This is a genomic window from Mesoplasma coleopterae, assembly GCF_002804245.1.
Classification (GTDB): Bacteria; Bacillota_I; Bacilli_A; order Mycoplasmatales; family Mycoplasmataceae; genus Mesoplasma; species Mesoplasma coleopterae.
On the sequence record NZ_CP024968.1, the window covers coordinates 625,459 to 644,059 of the forward strand.

The 18,601-nt window shown below is 28.8% G+C and carries 13 protein-coding genes, 1 tRNA gene and 1 riboswitch; all 14 genes read right to left on the minus strand.

Annotation, left to right across the window (positions count from 1 at the left end; translation table 4 throughout):
* Nucleotides 1–13: 13 nt before the first annotated feature.
* Nucleotides 14–1,312 (minus strand): GTPase ObgE, encoded by a 1,299-nt coding sequence (gene obgE / locus MCOLE_RS02850; RefSeq protein ID WP_100671263.1) that lies wholly within the window; start codon nt 1,310–1,312, stop codon nt 14–16.
* 25 nt (nt 1,313–1,337) lie between these two features.
* The gene (locus MCOLE_RS02855; protein WP_100671265.1) at nt 1,338–1,646 is read right to left on the minus strand and encodes a hypothetical protein; all 309 of its coding nucleotides are present in this window, start codon (nt 1,644–1,646) and stop codon (nt 1,338–1,340) included.
* On the minus strand, nt 1,639–2,373 hold the full coding sequence (locus MCOLE_RS02860; RefSeq protein ID WP_100671267.1) for a hypothetical protein: 735 nt from the start codon (nt 2,371–2,373) through the stop codon (nt 1,639–1,641). The genes MCOLE_RS02855 and MCOLE_RS02860 overlap by 8 nt, the downstream gene beginning before the upstream one ends.
* Nucleotides 2,374–2,429: 56 nt before the next feature.
* Nucleotides 2,430–2,506 (minus strand) — tRNA-Arg (locus tag MCOLE_RS02865).
* A 134-nt stretch (nt 2,507–2,640) separates the two neighbouring features.
* The gene (locus tag MCOLE_RS02870; protein WP_100671269.1) at nt 2,641–4,572 is read right to left on the minus strand and encodes a DEAD/DEAH box helicase; all 1,932 of its coding nucleotides are present in this window, start codon (nt 4,570–4,572) and stop codon (nt 2,641–2,643) included.
* 143 nt (nt 4,573–4,715) lie between these two features.
* The gene (locus tag MCOLE_RS02875) at nt 4,716–6,155 is read right to left on the minus strand and encodes a glycoside hydrolase family 32 protein (protein WP_100671271.1); all 1,440 of its coding nucleotides are present in this window, start codon (nt 6,153–6,155) and stop codon (nt 4,716–4,718) included.
* Nucleotide 6,156: 1 nt separating this feature from the next.
* Nucleotides 6,157–7,689, minus strand: a complete 1,533-nt coding sequence (locus MCOLE_RS02880) for a PTS transporter subunit EIIB (RefSeq protein WP_100671273.1) — start codon at nt 7,687–7,689, stop codon at nt 6,157–6,159.
* Nucleotides 7,690–7,864: 175 nt separating this feature from the next.
* Nucleotides 7,865–10,030 (minus strand): class 1b ribonucleoside-diphosphate reductase subunit alpha, encoded by a 2,166-nt coding sequence (gene nrdE, locus MCOLE_RS02885; RefSeq protein WP_100671275.1) that lies wholly within the window; start codon nt 10,028–10,030, stop codon nt 7,865–7,867.
* A gap of 2 nt (nt 10,031–10,032) precedes the next feature.
* Nucleotides 10,033–10,488, minus strand: coding sequence for a class Ib ribonucleoside-diphosphate reductase assembly flavoprotein NrdI (nrdI, locus tag MCOLE_RS02890; protein WP_100671277.1), 456 nt, complete (start codon nt 10,486–10,488; stop codon nt 10,033–10,035).
* 3 nt (nt 10,489–10,491) lie between these two features.
* Nucleotides 10,492–11,514, minus strand: coding sequence for a class 1b ribonucleoside-diphosphate reductase subunit beta (gene nrdF / locus MCOLE_RS02895; RefSeq protein ID WP_099651380.1), 1,023 nt, complete (start codon nt 11,512–11,514; stop codon nt 10,492–10,494).
* A gap of 110 nt (nt 11,515–11,624) precedes the next feature.
* Nucleotides 11,625–11,688: riboswitch (nucleoside riboswitch) on the minus strand.
* Nucleotides 11,689–11,770: 82 nt separating this feature from the next.
* The gene (locus tag MCOLE_RS02900; RefSeq protein WP_100671279.1) at nt 11,771–13,354 is read right to left on the minus strand and encodes a hypothetical protein; all 1,584 of its coding nucleotides are present in this window, start codon (nt 13,352–13,354) and stop codon (nt 11,771–11,773) included.
* A 14-nt stretch (nt 13,355–13,368) separates the two neighbouring features.
* On the minus strand, nt 13,369–14,709 hold the full coding sequence (gene trmFO, locus MCOLE_RS02905) for a methylenetetrahydrofolate--tRNA-(uracil(54)-C(5))-methyltransferase (FADH(2)-oxidizing) TrmFO (RefSeq protein ID WP_100671281.1): 1,341 nt from the start codon (nt 14,707–14,709) through the stop codon (nt 13,369–13,371).
* A complete protein-coding gene (locus tag MCOLE_RS02910; protein WP_100671283.1) occupies nt 14,709–16,610 on the minus strand; it encodes an ABC transporter ATP-binding protein in 1,902 nt (633 codons plus the stop codon). The genes trmFO and MCOLE_RS02910 overlap by 1 nt, the downstream gene beginning before the upstream one ends.
* Entirely contained in the window at nt 16,600–18,573 is a 1,974-nt protein-coding gene (locus tag MCOLE_RS02915; RefSeq protein ID WP_100671285.1) for an ABC transporter ATP-binding protein, read from the minus strand. Before MCOLE_RS02915 ends, MCOLE_RS02910 begins: the two co-directional genes overlap by 11 nt.
* Nucleotides 18,574–18,601: the final 28 nt, after the last annotated feature.

Genomic DNA, 18,601 nt, shown 5'->3' on the forward strand with positions numbered 1-18,601 from the left:
ACTCCTTTATAAATTAATCCATTCATTCAAGTTCATATTCAAATACCTTAACGATATCTCCAGCCCCTACTCCACGTTCTCTTAACATGTCATATACTCCTGATTTTTTAAGTTTTTCATTAAATAGTAATAAGTTATCATCAGTAGTGATTGGGAACTTTTGATAAATTTTATAAATTGTATCTCCTGCAACTTCTCACCTACCATTACCTTTATTAAGAATTTGAATATCTTCCTCATCCTCTTCAAGGCGATAAACTTTGACTCCTTCATAAATATCTTGTTCCATTTCTCATAGTGGAACATATTTCGCTGTTTCAAGCTCTTTAGCAATTTTTAATAATAACTCATCAACATTATCTTTTAATAATCCTGATACAAAGACAACTTTCTTATTTTTAAAATAATCTTTAATATGCTCTTCCATCATATTTAATTGTGCTTCATCTGTGTCCATTTTGTTAGCTACAATAATTTCGGGTCTTTCATCCAGTTTATAATTATATTTAACTAATTCACTTCTAATTAATTCATAATTTCTAATTACATCTTCTTGCCCGTAATTTCCACTCATGTCCAGTACATGACAAATTACTCTACATCTTTCAATATGTTTTAAGAATTGATGACCTAATCCTTTTCCCAGACTTGCTCCTTCAATTAATCCAGGTAAGTCTGCAACAACGAATGTTGAACCATCTTTTGCTCTAGAAACTCCTAATTGAGGATTTAAAGTTGTAAATGCATAATCTGCAACTTCTGGTTTTGAATTTGAAATAGCTCTAAGCAGTGTTGATTTACCAGCATTTGGTAATCCAACAAATCCCACATCAGCTAAAACTTTTAACTCAGCCTTAACTTCAAAGAATTGACCAATTTCACCAGCTTCAAATATGGTTGGTGCTTTATTTCTGGAGTTCGCAAATCTTGCATTTCCTTTTCCACCTTTTCCGCCTTTAGCTACTAAAACTTGTTTCTTGTCTTCATCCATATCAGCCAAAATTGTTCCAGTTCTATTATCAATAATTAATGTGCCTACAGGAACTCGAACAATAAGATCTTTACCTTGCGCTCCATGCATATTTTTAATGTCACCCTTGAATCCATCTTGTGCGCTAATTTGTTTTTGAAGTTTTAAATCTAAAAGTGAATGTTTTCCACCATCGGCTTCAAATATAACACTTCCACCATTTCCACCATCTCCACCGTTTGGACCACCATTAGGTACAAAAAGGGCAGTATGGAAACTAACTGCACCATTTCCTCCATTACCGGCTTTGATAGTAAATTTAGCTGTATCAATAAATTTCATATATTCCAGCTCCTTTCTTTTCATATTATCAAATCATTTGGTTTCAACATTCATCACATAAGAATGTTGGTTTTTGATTTTCAAAATTAATATCTTCAAATTTTTGTCATTCTTGAATTGGTTTTTCTATTAGTTTTTCAACTTCTAAATCTGTTAAATTTTTACTTTGTTCTTTAATTAGACTGCCAATTGGTTTTGGATGTCCTTTTAAAACAAAACTTATTTGTGGTTCATAACATAATGAACAACCGATTCCAAAAGCTTGTATCATTACATCATTAAAATCATTAAACTCAAGATAGTTATCTCTATCAAAAATTATTTTATTATTCATAACCCTTAATCTCCTTTAATAATTCTGATGCTTTTTCTTCGTCAAAATCAAATCATTGCTTGATATAAGACATCTCCTTTTTTTCTTCTAACATTTCTATTGCAAATAGAATAAATGCTGCAGCTTTTTCATTTAAGAATAAGGTGTTGAAATTATCTAAATTATTTAAATAAAAATTAATATTTAACATCTTTGCATCATGTGCTATTCCTGGGTTTTCGTTTTCAATACTTTTTGAAATAACTTCATCAATTTTAGTTATAAATTTGAAATTATTTTCAAAATCAATTTCTGAAGGATTTCATTTTTTTTGGACACCACTGTATAAAACATCAAAAATTTTATTTATTTCTTGTTCTTTTAATGTAAAAAGAATCAAAGTTTTTATTGAATTATCAATTCTTTCTAAAAGAAGAATTTCAGAAACTTCATCTAGTTTATCTCTTAAATTAATTTTATTTAAAAAATTTATACCAAATGCTTGTTGTTCTCTGTCATTAGACTTCAATAATTGCAAAATATATTCAGCATTTAGATTATTGTTGCCATTGGCAGTATTTGAAATTTTTTCAAATACTTCAACTTTAAATTTCATAAGTTGTTCTTCAATATCTGAAGGAACATATGGCATTGCTAACTCCTGATTAATTTTTAGCAAGGCAGTTTCAAAATCATTTTTCAGAACCAGTTCTTTTAGTTCAATAATTAGCTCATCATAAAAATTCATAAAACCTCTTTCTAATAAAAAATCATGCCTTTTATAGCATGATTGATGTTTTCGAGTGGTGCCCACGAGAAGGCTCGAACTTCCGACCTCACGCTTAGAAGGCGCGTGCTCTATCCAACTGAGCTACATGGGCAATTAATAATTACATATATAAATATAACATAAATATTAATAAAATTAAAAGCAATTTTGCAAAAAGTTTAATATTTGAATAAAAAATAAATAAAACAAACAACTTTTAAATAGTAGTTTGTTTTAGTTGAATTATTATCATTTATTTCTTGATTTTTTAGATGAACTATTTGATGAAGAATTTCTTCTGTTACGTGTTCCTGAACCTTTATTTTCTCTCGGACCTGAGTGAACTCATTCACCTCTACCTGAACTTCTTCTATTTCTTCTTTCGTCTCCACCACGGTTTGAATCAGATCCACCTTTTTTATCATTAAATGATGCAGGTCTTTTGTCTTTTCCTGTTACTCTTTCTCAACGACCTGAATCTTGTTTTGAGTAATCTGTTTTAACATCTCATGAAGAATGTCTAGTTCCTTCAAAATTATTATTTTTTCTGTCTCCACGATTTGAATCTCTTTTGTCTCCACGGCCTGAGCTTCTTCTATCATCGCGTCCTGAACTTCTTCTGTCATCACGACCACGGTTTGAACTTCTTCTGTCATCACGCCCACGATTTGAACCTCTTCTGCCTGAATTTTCAGAGTTATTAGATGAGTTTCCATTACTTGAATAATCATCAACTAGAGATAAAGCTTTTTTAGCAAATTCTTTTTCTTCAGGTGATAAAGATAACATTCTTTCTTCTCATGATTGTGAAGTTCAAGCGCTACTTCTGCTATCTAGTCTTTCACTTGTTCTTTTTCTTTCGCCATGAGCAAAGTCTTTTCTATCATTGTGTCCAGCATTTCTTCTGTCATCACGACCACGATTTGAATCTCTTCTGTCTCCGCGACCTGAATCTCTTCTGTCTCCACGATTTGAATCTCTTCTATCTCCACGACCTGAATCTCTTCTATCTCCGCGTGAACTTCTATTTGAGTTTCCTCTTCCTTCTTGCTTGTCTACTTCACCATATTCAGAAATTTGCATTTCATCAATAATTAAATTAAAGTTTTTTTCTATTCCTTTTATTTGTCTTAAAACATTTTGATTTTGTACAAAAGTAATTGAATCACCTTTTGTATTATTTCTTCCTGTTCTACCAATTCTATGAACAAAATGTTCGTCTTCCATTGATACATCATAGTTAATTACGTAGTCAACACCTGTAATATCAATTCCACGAGCAACAACATCAGTTGCAACTAAAACTGATATTTCATTGTTTCTAAATTTTGCAATAGCTCTTGATCTTTGTGATTGTCTTTTATCACCATTAATAACTATAGCTCTAATTCCTGCTGCTTCTAAATTGTCTGCAATTTTATCTGTATGGTTTTTTGTGTTTGAAAAAACAATAGCTCTTTTAGGTTTGTGTTTTTTAAATACTTTAACAATTAAATCTTCTTTGCTAAAACCTTTTGTGAAAATAAAGGTATTTGTAATATTAGCATTAACTTCTATTTGATTTTCAATTTCAATAACGTCATATTCATTCATATAATCATTAGCAATTTGCATTACTTTTGGTGATGTTGTAGCTGAAAATAAACCAATTTGAACATCTGGTGAAACTCTTTCAAATAATGCATCAATTTCGTTTTTAAATCCCATTTTTAGCATTTCATCAGCTTCATCTAAAATGATTGTTCTAACATCATCTAATTTTAAAGTTTTTCTATTTAAGTGGTCATTAACCCTTCCTGGAGTTCCCACAACTATTTGTGAGTCTTTCAGTCTTTTAATTTGATCTCGCATATCAGCTCCACCTATTAATGGTGCTATTACTAGATTTTCTATTCTTGATCCAAATATTCTAATTTGGTTAACAATTTGCATTGCTAATTCTCTTGTTGGTGCCATTATAACGGCTTGAACTCTTCTTTTGTTTGGTTCTATTTTTTCTAAGATTGGTAATACGAATGAGGCTGTTTTACCTGTACCAGTGCTTGATTTACCAAAAATGTTTTTTCCTTCTAGGAAAAGTGGTATTGCTCTAGCTTGAATTTCTGTAGCTTCGTTAAAATTAGCTTTTTCCAGTGCGACTAATACTTTGTCGCTTAATTGTAATTCTTTAAATGTCATTTTCTATCCTTTTTCTATACTCAGGATCAAAAAATCAGCATTTTAAATCACAAGTCATTTATATATTATAGCATAGTTGCTTGTAATTAAAGAAATTAAAATTTTTATTATAAAAAGCAGCCTAAAAGTTGCTTAATTATTTATTATTTTAATTTCATTTCTTTAATATCAGATAGTAACATTTCATGTTCTTTATTTAATTGAATTTTATTAAAGTTTTTTACAAAAAATCTTGAAGTAAAAATTGTTTCATAATTATCCGCAAATATTTCAATTGATGATGAATCAATAAATATTTCAACTTTTTGATTTTTGAATTTTCTTAATGCTTTTCTTGGTGTTTCAAAATTTCAATCAACTTTTGCAGTTTGATTTGTTCTATCTAAAATTATTTCTTTATCAGTAAATTTTATTTCTATAAATTCATTTTTTTCGTTAAGAATTTTAATGTCTAAATTATCGCTTAAATCAAACTCTAAATGTATTGCTTTGTTTACACTTAATTCTTTAAATGCTTCTTTAGTTGTTTTAGTTAAAACATTTTTTTTGAATTCTGAGTAAGGTTTTTGAACTAAAATTTCTTTTGATCAGCTTAGTTCTCTTGGTATTGTTAACATTGAGTGTCATGAGTATTCATCTGTTGGATATTGAACATCAACCGCACCTAATCAACCTATCATTAAAAGTTTTTTATCAACTCAATAAGTTTGCGGTGCATAAAAATCATGTCCGAAATCCATTGTTTTTAAAATTGATTTTTCATTCAATTTATTGTTTTCAAAATCTAATTTATCTATTTGAGTATAAACAACATTTCTTGAACTATTTAGTTCATAAGGATTTTCTTCATTAAATCACCCTTCTGATGATTGCATAAATAGCATTTTTCCTTCTAGATAATCTAAATTAGGGCATTCTCACATGTATCCATAAGTTTGGTCTAATGATGGTTTTAGTATTCTATCAAAAGTATATTTTTCCATATCGTCAGTTTTGTAGAAAACTAACCCACCAAGCATATCAGCTTTACACTGAGCACCAAAAATCATATATTTGTTATTTTCATATTCAAATATTTTTGGATCTCTTACGTGAGGTGTGAAAAGATTTTTATCGTGCTCTACAACAACTCTTTTATTTACAATTTTTTCATCAATGAAGTCCGCTTTGATTTGCACTTCTTCAATCATTTCGCCATTTTCTTCAATATTACCTGTGTAGTAAATTTTTACTCCGTCTTTTTCTTTAAAAGCTGAGCCAGAAAATGCTCCTGTTCTTTCGAATTCTTCTGTTGGTATTATTGATACACCTAAATCATCATAATTAACAAAGTCTTTAGTTTTAACTAAACGTCAATGTTTCATTCCATGATATGGTTGAAGTGGTGATCATTGATAATGAATATAATGTTCTCCATCTACATAAACTAATCCATTTGGATCATTCAATAATCCATTTGGAGGTGCTATATGATATGTTGGTCTATAATATTTATCACTTGCTACTAATTCATTTGCTTTTTTAATATCATCTTGATTATGTTCTGTTATTAAATTTAATATTGTTTCTTTATTTAATTTCATGTTAATTCACCGAAAAATCTCTTTCTAAAACTTTTGCATTCATTTCTTTGAAAACTTTAATTTTTGATAAACCAATTGTTGCAAAGAAAGTTGTTATAAATGTTGCCACAATAGCTATTGCCATTCATAAGTATGGCCCACCCGCTATTGTGTGTATGTTAAATTTATCTAATATTTCAGGTTTAGTTGTAATTGATAAAAATACTAACAATGAAGCATTACCATTTGTACAAATCACTCCAGCAAATGTTGTTATTATAATACCAACAGTTGCACCAATACTTGCTGCAATCACTGGATAAACAAATTTTAATCCTACACCAAATAATGCTGGTTCAGTTGATCCACTTACATATGCTAATGAATATGAAGGTATTGCTGTTCTTTTTAATTCTTTATTATGTCGATTTATAATTGTTACAGCTAAGATTGAAGTTGCTACTGCAATATTTAATTGTGTAAACATCGGCATCATTGTTGTTCCACCAAATGTAGTAAACTGTTGTAAGTTAATAACTACCAAGACTTGAATTAATCCGGTAATAACTAACCAAGGTAAGGCTAATCCTAAAATTGGATTAAATATATATTTAGCAACATTATCTGTAGTTGCTCAAACCACACCTTCATTCATTCCATATGTTAATAATAAGCCTAAAGGACCTACCAATAAAATACCAATAAAGAATGTAGAAATTGTAATCATTGGTATTGCAACCATTTCTTTAAATACAGGTATATCAAATTTGTTTGCAAATCTTTCAATATAGACTGCAATAAAACTCATTGCAACTATAGGAAGTATTTGACCAACATATGATATTTTTCAAGGATATCCTGATTCAAGGAATGATGCATCTCCAAATCATTTAAATATGTCACCATATTCTCCACTCATAATGTCATTTGTGCTTATCAAATCATGGAAACATAATACAATACCAATTGATATACCAATTGCTTGACTACCTTTCATAAGTTTAAAAATTGATCAAGGAATCATTATTGAGAAAGCTAAGTTTAATGCTTTTTGTAAAATATCAAACATTTCCCCAACTGCTTTTGCAAATTGACCAGTTTCTGATAAAGTTCCTGATCCAAAATCTATACCATTAAATACATTTGATAATGTAGCTACTATGGCCATTGTTATCAAAAGAGGTATAAGAGGTTTTACAATAACAGAAATCCCATCAGTTACTACTTTAAAAAAGTTCCCCTCTTTATTAACTCTTACTTCAAAATCATTAGGAATCTCTTCATATGAAATTTTTAGCGATTTTAATAAATTTAAAAAAACTTCATCAATATTCTCGTTAACAATCAATTGAACAAAGTCATCTTTTAGTAATGTTTTAACAAAAATTTTAGAACCTTCAAGTTTATTCAAATTTAATTTTGTTATGTCAATAACTTTGATTCTGATTCTTGTTGAACATCTATTAATTAACTCGATGTTTTTTATTCCACCGACAGCTTCTCTTACTTTTTTACATTCGTCGTAAAAGTGGCTGTTTATTTTTGCATGTTTCATTTTTTCACCTTTCAAAAAATAATAATTTCTATTTATTTTTACCTTTTTAGAAATTATTCTAAACTTATTATAAGTCTAATTTAACCTACAATGAGTTGTTAAAAGTAAAAACCTATAATCATAAGTTGGATAAAATGCAAACAAAAAAAGTGGCTAATAACCACTTAGTTTTTTATTAAATTACACATGCATCACATTCATAGTTTTCACTATCTTCTAATACTTCTTGTCTTACACGTACGTAGTAGATTGATGCACATTTTTTCTTGAATGCATGAATGTATGCTTTGTTTAAGTCACGAGTTGTAACTTGGTCTGTCATAAATAAAGTTAATGAAATAGCTTGATCAACATGTTGTTGAGCTGCAGCAACAATATCAATAATTGGCATTGGCCCAACTTCATATGCTCCTAAAGCATAGTAAGCCATGTTATCAAAATTGATGTTGTATGCTGGAACGTAAATTCTACCTAATTTACCTTCTTTACGTACTTCAATTGGTGCTACAACTGGTTGTAAGCTTGGAGTACATGAAGATAAGTAACTAATTGATCCTGTAGGAGCAACAGCCATTAAGTGTGAATTTGCGATTCCATCTTTTTTAATTAATTCAACTAATTCAATTCAATCTTGTTGAGTTGGAATAGTTACATTGTATTGGGCAAATAATTCTTTAACTCTTTGTGTTTCAGGAGTTCATTTATCTTCTGCACATTTAGTATATTTATTAAATCAACTTCCATCAGCAAATTGTGATGTTTCAAATCCATCAAATGTGTCATATTGTAAAGCCAATTTATGTGATGCTTTAAATGCATTATATGCCATTGCATAGAAGAACATATTTGTAAAATCAACAGCTTCAATTGAATTATATCAAATAAAGTTTGTTGCTAAGAAACCATGTAAGTTCATTGCTCCCAAACCGACAGCATGATTTTTTTTGTTTCCTTGTTGAATTGAAGGAGCACTACTTAAATCACTTGTTCTTGAAACTAAATCTAAAGCATTAATTGAGTGTTCAATAACTTCTCCAAATTCAGCTCCACTTTCCATTACTTTAGCAATGTTAAGACTTCCTAAATTACAACAGATATCGTCTCCCATAGTTTTAAAACTTAAATCATCGTTAAAAGTACTTGGTGTTGAAACTTGAGCAATTTCACTACACAAGTTACTCATAACAATTCTTCCAGTTGCTGCATGAGCATTGTTATTATTTACAGTATCATCAAACAAGATGTATGGGTATCCACTTTCAAAATGCAATTCTGCAACAGTTAAAAAGAATTTTCTTGCATTAATATAAGTTTTTTTGATGTTTGGGTTTTCAATTAAATTATAGTATTCTTTAGTAATTGAAATATCTGACATTGCTTTTCCATATTCTCTTTCAACATCATAAGGACTGAATAAAGCCATTTCTTCATTTTTTTGAGCTAATTCAAAAGTAATATCTGGAATAACTAATCCTAATGATAATGATTTAATACGAATTTTTTCATCAGCATTTTCTCTTTTTGTGTCTAAGAATGACATAACATCTGGGTGGTGAGCATTTAAGTAAACTGCACCAGCACCTTGTCTTTGTCCTAGTTGGTTAGCATATGAGAATGAATCTTCTAAAATTTTCATAACAGGGATAACACCAGTTGCCTGGTTAGCAATGTGTTTAATTGGTGCTCCTAATTCACGTAGATTAGTTAAACATAAAGCAACTCCACCACCTCGTTTTGATAATTGCAATGATGTTGTAACAGCACGACAAATTGATTCCATGTTGTCTTCTACTCTTAATAGATAACAAGAAACATATTCACCACGTTGTTTTTTACCAGCATTTAAAAATGTTGGTGTAGCTGGTTGGAATCTTCCTAACATTAATTGTCTTAATGTTTTTTTTGCAGATTCAAAATTTCCATTTCCCAAGAATAAAGCATTCATAACTGCTCTATCTTCAAAATTTTCCAAATATTTTTGACCATCAAATGTTTTTAAACCATATGAATTATAAAACTTCATCGCTCCCATAAAACTTGGAAATTCACGATTGAATCCATAAGCGATATCAGTAATTTCTTCAATTTGTTCAATACTATATTTGTTAATAACTTCTTCTTCATAGTATCCATTAGAAACTAAGTATTCAATTCTTTCTTTAACTGAATCGAACTTTACTAATCTTGGTTCAACATGATGTTTTAAGTAAGCTTTAGCAGCTTCTACATCTAGTTTAAAATTATCTGATCCAGCAGCTAATATTTTAGCTCTGGCATTTAACGTAACATATTCATCACTTTCTTCTGTACCAGATAATGTATTTATTTTTTTATCTTCCATCTTTATTTTCCTCAAAAGTCTTTCAATATTTTATTAATTTTGTCTACGTCACCTTGAGTTCCCAATAATTCAAATTGATATAACAATGGAACATTAAGTTTTTTTGATAAAATTGGTCCTGCCATTGCAAAAGTATTACCAAAGTTAGTATTACCTGAAGCAATTACGCCCCTACAAAAACTTCTGTTGTTTTCATTGTTTAAAAATTTAATAACTTGTTTTGGAACTGCGCCTGAAGTAAATTCTCCACCACCACTGTATGTTGGAGTTATTAATACATAATCAGAATCAACAATAATTTCTTCTTCTAATTCGTATGGTATTCTTGAATTTTCAACACCAAGTTTTTGAATAAATCTATGTGTATTGTTTGATATTGATGAAAAGTAAACAACATGTACTTTTCCTGTAGGTTTAACAATTTCTTCACCCGAAACTAATTTAATATCATCATGCATAATTTAAAACTCCCAATCTTCGTCTTCTGTTTCTTCTGAAACACCCATAATGTATGATGAACCATTTCCTGAGAAGAAATCGTGGTTTTCATCAGCTCTAGCAGATAACTGAGTAAAGATTTCTGGTTCTATTTTTGTTTCTTCTTCTGTGAATGGTGAATCATAACCTAAATTTTGCAAGAATTTACCTGCGTTGTACACACTGAATCTGATTGCATCTTCAGCAAGTCCAAAACCATCATATAATTCTTTTAAATAAGCTGTTTCTAAATCAATTAGTTCGTATAATAATTTAAATACGAAGTCTTTCATTTCGGCTTGTTTTTCTGGAGAAAGTTTAGCTACTTTCTTTTGGTATTTGTATCCACTGTAGTAGTTGTGAATAACTTTATCTCTTAAAATTAATCTAATAATATCTGAAGTATTAGGCAATTTACCTCTAGCTGATAGATAGAATGGTAAATAGAAACCTCCATATAGTAAGAAGCCTGGCATTAATGCTGCTGCAACTTTTGATTTTAAAGGATCATCATTAACATAGTAAGGAATTAATGCTTTTGCTCTTTCTTGTAATGTTTCTGTATTAATAACTCATTCATGAGCTTCTTCAATTTGTTCACTTGAACATAATGTTGAGAAAATTGATCCATATGATCTAGCATGAACAGCAACCATGAATGCAAAGTTTGTATAAATAACTTGTTCGTGATCTGTTAATGAGTTAGGTACTTGTGCAACGTCTCCAACTGTTGCTTGGATTGTATCTAATAAAGTCAATCCAGTAAAAGTTCTCGTAATTAATTCTTGTCATTCTGGTGTTAATGTTCTTCATGATGTTAAATCATTTGAAACTGGTATTTTTTCTGGTAATCAGAAGTTTTGTGTGATTCTATTTCATACTTCTAAATCTTTTTCATCGTTTACTACGTTTCAATTAACTGAACGCATTTTACCCTTGAATCCTTGTTGCGCATATTCAATAGGCGAAACAGATTCGTTATAATATTGGTTTTTTATTTTAGCCATATATATCCTTTCGTTTTTTCTCTATTATAAAAGTCAACTAAATAAAAAAGTTTCTTTTTTGTCATTAGGACGTAAAAAGAAACTTTAATTAATATAAAGAGTGGTTTTTCACTTATAGTCTTCAAATTGGTTTGAAGGCGGGGTCAGTAGCCCATTATGCTACCCTGTATAAGTTTCTTTTATATTCAGTTGTAAGATAATAATAATTTTTTATTTTTTAAAAATCTTAAAATTAACTATTGATTTTATTTTTTTTCTATTTAAAATGTTGTAATTTGTATAACACTCCAATAGAATCAATAACTTTTTCCTTTTGTTGAAGTTTTTTATATTGTGTTAACAGCTTATTGATTTTAAATTCTATTAATTCAAGATCTTTATATGTATAAGACATCATATTTTTTTTGTAAGGTCCAAAAGCTATGATGTAGTATTTAATTAATGTTTCTCATGAATATTCAAAAGTTTTTGGTGCTTTTGGGTCAATGGTTATGGTCAAAGAAAGTATTTTTAACATAATTGACATTTGAGAATTATAATCAGCTATTTCTTCGAATCGATCTGCCTTAGTTAACAATTTTTGAAAGTTTTTTGTATCTAAATTTATTGATTTAAATTTTACATTTTTATAATTAAACTCAAATTTCCCATCAATCTCACTATAAAAGTTCATAGTTTTCACTATTCCAACTTTTTTAAATGATATTAGACAGTCTCCTAAAACACCATTATTTCGCTTTGTTTTATTAACCATTTCCATGTAATAAGTTGAATATCTTACTCTAGCTACAAAATCCATCAACTTCTCAGCTCTAAATTTTATTTTTTTGTATTCTTTAAACTTTTTAGAGTGTTTTATTGTTCAAGCAGGATTAAAGTCCTTTTGATTTATAGGACACATGCTGTGAACTGTTTTAAGAGCTCCATCAAAGGTTTTAATATTTATTTTACCTTGTTCCTTAGATGAACTTAAAAAGAGTGGTAAATAAGCGTATAGAGCTTCATAAACCTCATCTCCTTCAGATATAACTGAAATATTCTTTAAATTATCTCTCAAAAATATAGTTGTTATTTTTGAAAGTTCATGAATTATTTTAAACTTTTGTTTAATATTAATATTTTCTCAATTATCTTTTTTAAAATTCAAAATAAAAGCATTTAATTCATCTTCATTTTTTAAAAATTGAATTGTTGGGGCAAGCCATTCTTTTTCTTCAGAACTCAGTTCTCTGCCTTTTTTATATGCTTCAGATATGTTTTTTCTTGTAAATACTTTTTTGATCTTATCTACCATATCAGCAGGTTTAAGAACATCTATCATAACCATTGTTATTAAAAATGGGTAAACAATTGAATAATAATATTTGCTTTCTTTATCATTTTTAAAATTTATATCATATTCAAATTTACTTGTTAGAGCACATAAACTTGCGAAATTTCAATAATAATTTTGACTGATATCTTCCGAACTAATAAATGATGTTTTAATAATATGATTTAAAACAAATTCTTCAATCACTTCTTTAATAAATGATTTTTGAATTTCGTCAATTTCTTTAAATTTTGATTCTACATTCTTATCTTGAAATGTAAAAGTGAAAAGTTCTTTATAATTTTCAATTATGTAATTAGATATTTCAGTATACTTTTCAGGTTCTATATTAATCAATGACTCATTTTTTCATAATTGAAATTGAAAAAGAGAATAATAGGTAACATCATAAATTTCGTTAACTTTTTCTTTCAAATCATTATTAATTTTTTTAAAAATTTGAGATGAATCTTTTTTAATATATTCGTTAAAATATGCTCAAAAAATAGTGTCTAAACGATTTATCATGTTTTTTCTTCTTTCTATATATTTTTAATGTAGTCTTTAATAGAATTAATCGCTAATTCTGAAAAGTATTCATTTTTTAGTTTTTTAATTTCTTGTTTTGTTACTTTTCTGCTAGGTCTTTTAAAATCAATTTCATCTACAATACCTCAATTTGCTTTCATGGGTTGAAAGTTTGTTATTGATGCCTTGTTAATATAATTTAGTAAAGCTCCTGATACAGTTTTAGAAGATGGAATACTCATTTCCTTATCTTCTATAAAATTTGCTATGTTGATTGCAGTTATTAATCCTGAAACACTAGATTCAACATATCCTTCAACACCTGTTATTTGACCAGCAAAAAATATATTTTCATTTGATTTAAGTTGTAAGTATTTGTTAAGAACTTTTGGTGAATTAATAAAGTTATTTTTATGCATAACACCATATCTAACAAACTTAGCATTTTCTAATCCTGGTATCATAGAAAAAACTCTTTTTTGTTCAGGTCATTTTAAATTTGTTTGAAATCCAACAATATTATAAAGTCTGTCATTTGCATCATCTTGTCGCAATTGCACAACAGCATGATTTCTTGTGCCATCAGGTTTGTCTAAACCTCTAGGTTTCATTGGACCAAATAATAATGTTTCAATACCTCTTTTAGCCATAGCTTCAACTGGCATACATCCTTCAAAATATTTTAATTCAGCTTCTCCTGGTAAATGACCAATAGCAATTTCTGCTTTAATTAGTTCATTATAAAAATTTAAATATTCTTCTTTTGACATTGGACAATTTATATAATCACTAGTTTCCCCTTTGTCATATCTGTTTTTTTGATAAGCTACGCTCATGTCAATTGAATCTTTTTCAATTATTGGTGCAACAGCATCATAAAAGTAAAAATCATCACTACCAATAATTTTAGTAATTTCTGATTGTAGTTTATCAGTGGTTAATGGTCCAGAAGCAATTAGAGTTATTTCGCTTGGGTCAATATTTTCGACCTCCTGATCAATTACTTCAATATTTTTATTTGAACTAATTTCATTTGTAATGTATTCTGAAAATAAAACTCTATCAACTGCTAGACTTCCTCCAGCTGGAACTTGTGCGTATTCTGCCGCTCTAATTATTAAAGAATCTAAAAGTCTCATTTCTTCTTTTAGAGTACCAACTGCATTAGTCATTTCATTGCTTCTTAAAGAATTAGAGCAAACTAATTCAGCAAACCCGTCCAAGTTTTGGACGGGGTTTTTTGTTATTCTTTTTACTTCATAAAGTTTAACTTTTATATTTCTTTTTGCTAATTGATAAGCAGCTTCTGTGCCTGCTAAACCAGCTCCAATAATATTTACTGTTTTATTTTTCATTAATTCATCAATCCTGCTTCATATAATTTTTTAAATCTACCAGGAGTTGATATTAATTCATCATAAGTTCCTTGTTGAACAATACCTTTTCCATTTGCTCCAAGAACGATGATTTGATCTACATTTTTAATTGTTGATAAACGGTGAGCAATAGTAACACTTGTTCTACCTTTCATCAATTTATCTAATTCACCTTGAATTTCTTTTTCTACAATATTATCTAAAGCTGATGTAGCTTCATCTAATATTAAGAAGTCAGGGTTTTTCAAGAATACTCTTGCAATAACTAAACGTTGTTTTTGTCCACCTGATAATAAGAAACCTCTTTGACCTAAGATTGTATTATATCCATCTTTTAATGAAATAATAAAGTCGTGTAAATTAGCTTTTTTACATGCTTTCATAATTTCTTCATCAGTTGCATCAAATTTAGCATATCTAATGTTTTCAAAGAAATCACCAAATAAAATTTGTGGTTCTTGTTCTACATATCCAACTCTACTTAAGTATGCTGGTAAGTTAATTGTATTTAAATCATGTGAATCTTTTACTAAAGAATCTTCATTTTTATATTTACCTTCAACCATTATTTGCCCATCTACTGGCATGTAAAATCTCAATAATAATTTAGCAATTGTTGATTTACCGCTACCTGTTTCACCAACAAAAGCATAAGATTTACCTTTTTCAAACGTAATATTCATTTTTGGCAAAATAGTTTTTTCTGGTTTTTTAGGATAAGCAAATGAAACATTTTCAAATGTAATTGAATTAATTTTTTCAATTTCAGGACCTTGAGGGTTTGGTTTAATTGTTGGTTCAGGGTCAGTTAACTCTGAAATTCTCTGAGCCGCATTTTGTGCTCTTGTAGCTGATCTTAATGTTGGAATTAACATGGCAATAGCACCAACAACAAATGATACTAAAACTTGGGCTAAAGGCATTTTAACTAATAATAGTTCAGTATTACCATTTTTTAAGAAAGCAACGCAAAATATGATAACAAATAAAGGCATCATTGCTGAAGCTGTTATTTGAATTCATTGAGTTAATAAAGCTGATCATTGAACAGCTTTATCACCAGCTCTATTATAAATTTCATTTAAGTCTTCAACTCTTTTAACCTCATATTCTTCAAGACCAGAAGATTTAATTAAAGATATATTTGAAATTCTATCTGTCATATCTTGATCAACTTCACGTTTTCTGTCAAAAGCTGCAATTAGTTTTCTTCTATTTTGAATAAAAATTAATACAGCAATACCAATTGAGAAAACCATATAGACAGCCATAATAACTGCGACATATCAAATTCCTGATAGTATCATGATTATTACAGCCATGATTATTCCAGTTAAGAAATAAATTATATTTGTAAAGAATTGTTGAATACCAAACGCTAATGATTGTGTATCACCAACAAGTCTTGTCAAAATATTTCCTGATACATGATCAAAGAAGAAATCAACATCTTGTTGTGCTAATCTAATCAACATTTTTTGTCTTTGATTAATTTCAACATGTAAAGAAAATTGAGCGACACTTCAGTTAACAACATACTCAGATATGAATAAAAGTACAAGAGTTGCTAATGTTATATATAATCAAATTTCTCAATCTATAACAGATACTTGTCATGCTAAAAAGCTTAAAGTTTCTTTTTTTTCTGGTCCTGCTAAATCATTCATGATACCTGAAATCATCATTGTTGCAAATACGGGTAAGAATGTTGAAATTATTGCATCTAACATTGTAAAAAAACAAACAGCAAAGAAAAGAGTTTTATTTTGGCCTGCTGATTCAAATATTTGCTTCATAAAAACACCAAGTTTTTTAAATGAAAATTCCATATTTACATCAAAACCATGTTTGTTTAATTGTTTTTGATTATTATTGCTCATTACTTATTACACCCTTTCCATCATTTTTTGAATTACCTGCATCATATAAATCTTTAAAATGACCTGGCACTTTTTTAAGTTCATTGAAAGTTCCTCTTTGAACTATTCCTTGCTTAGGAGCTAGAACTAAGATTTCATCAACATTTTTAATTGTAGATAGACGGTGTGCAATTGTTACACTTGTTCTACCTTTCATTAATTCATTTAATTTTGCTTGAATTTCTTTTTCTACAATATTATCTAAAGCAGAAGTTGCTTCATCTAATATTAATAATTGAGGGTTTTTTAAGAACATTCTAGCAATTACTAAACGTTGTTTTTGCCCACCAGATAGCATAAATCCTCTTTCACCAAGAATTGTTTCATATCCGTCTGGTCAACTCATAATTAATTCATGTAATTCAGCTTTTTTACAAGCAGCTATAACTTGTTTATCGGTTGCATCAAATCTTCCGTATCTTACGTTGTCATAAACATTACCTAAGAAAATAGCAGGTTCTTGCTCAACATATCCTACTTTGTCTAAATAACTTGATAATACAACATCTTTTAAATCGACATTTTCATTAATTAAAACTTGTCCAATAGTCGGATCATAAAATCTTAATAACAATTTTGAAATTGTTGATTTACCAGCACCTGTAGTTCCTACGAATGCATATGATTTACCTTGTTCAAAAGTAAAATCAAATTTTGGTAAAATAAGTTCTGTTGGTTTTTCAGGATAAGCAAATGCTACATCTCTAAAATAAATATTTCCTTGAATTTTATCAATTACCACACCTTCTTTATCCTCAAAGTGATTATTGAATCTTGGCTCTTGTTCTAAGATTTCACCAACTCTTTTTGAAGCTACGTTTGATTGTGTTAATCCAACTAAAACTCTTAAGAAAGACATCAGTGGACCAATCATTAAAGCTGAAGCTGAAATCATACCTGGTAAAACTGCGGCTACATGTGAAGCATCATAAATTAATACGGTAGCAATAATCATAACTGTTTCAATTGCATTAATGATTAAGAAAATTAAAGACAATATCATTGCTTGATAGTAGTTCATATGTGTTGATTGTTTAAAATAAGGAACGTGCTTTTCAATAAATCTATTTTCTTCATATTCTTCAGTTCCTGAAGCTTTAATTAGTTTAACATTACTAATTCTGTCAGTAACATCACCATTAACTTCTGTAACAATTTTTCTTGTTTTATATGCAATTGGTTTCATTGGAATAAATAAAACTGCAAAAATTATAAACATTACTACAAATACAGAAAATAATACAATTGTTAAAGACCCTGAAATTGTTGACATAACAATTATTGAAGCAACGGTTGTTAAAACTCCATTTAAGAAAGTAATTGGAATAATTCCAGTTTGCTCCCCAATAATTTGAGTATCAGATACAACTTTGGTCAAAATTTCACCAATTTTTTTATCTGAATAATAAGACATATCCATTGAAACTAATTTCTTGTTTAAATCATTTCTTAAGTCCACTTCGATTTTTTTACCTAGCATACCTGCTGTTCATTGAGAAACAAAAGTAGCTAGAGCCATAAATAATATAATACCTATTTCAATTCCCAATAAAGGATAGAATTTTAGGCCTCATCATTTTTTCATTGCTGAATCAATCATTTCTTGAAGTTGGTTTGGTAAGTTTGCTACATTACCATATTTTTCAATAGTTACAGCTGCACTCATTTGTTCAATAATTTTAGGTGTCATCGCTGTTGAAATTGATAAAATAATAACTGAAACTAACATAAGCGTTGTTCATAATTTATTTTTTTTCATATATCTAATTAATAAACCAATATATGTAGTTTTTTTCTTAGATTTACTTGTATCTAATTCTGTATTTAAGTCAGATTTTTTTAATCATCTTGAAACTCTAACTTGTGGTGTTGAAGATTCATTTAGCTTTTCATTGTCAAGCATCTGTTGTTCTTCTCTATCCATATAATCCCCTCATTTCTAAAAAATACCA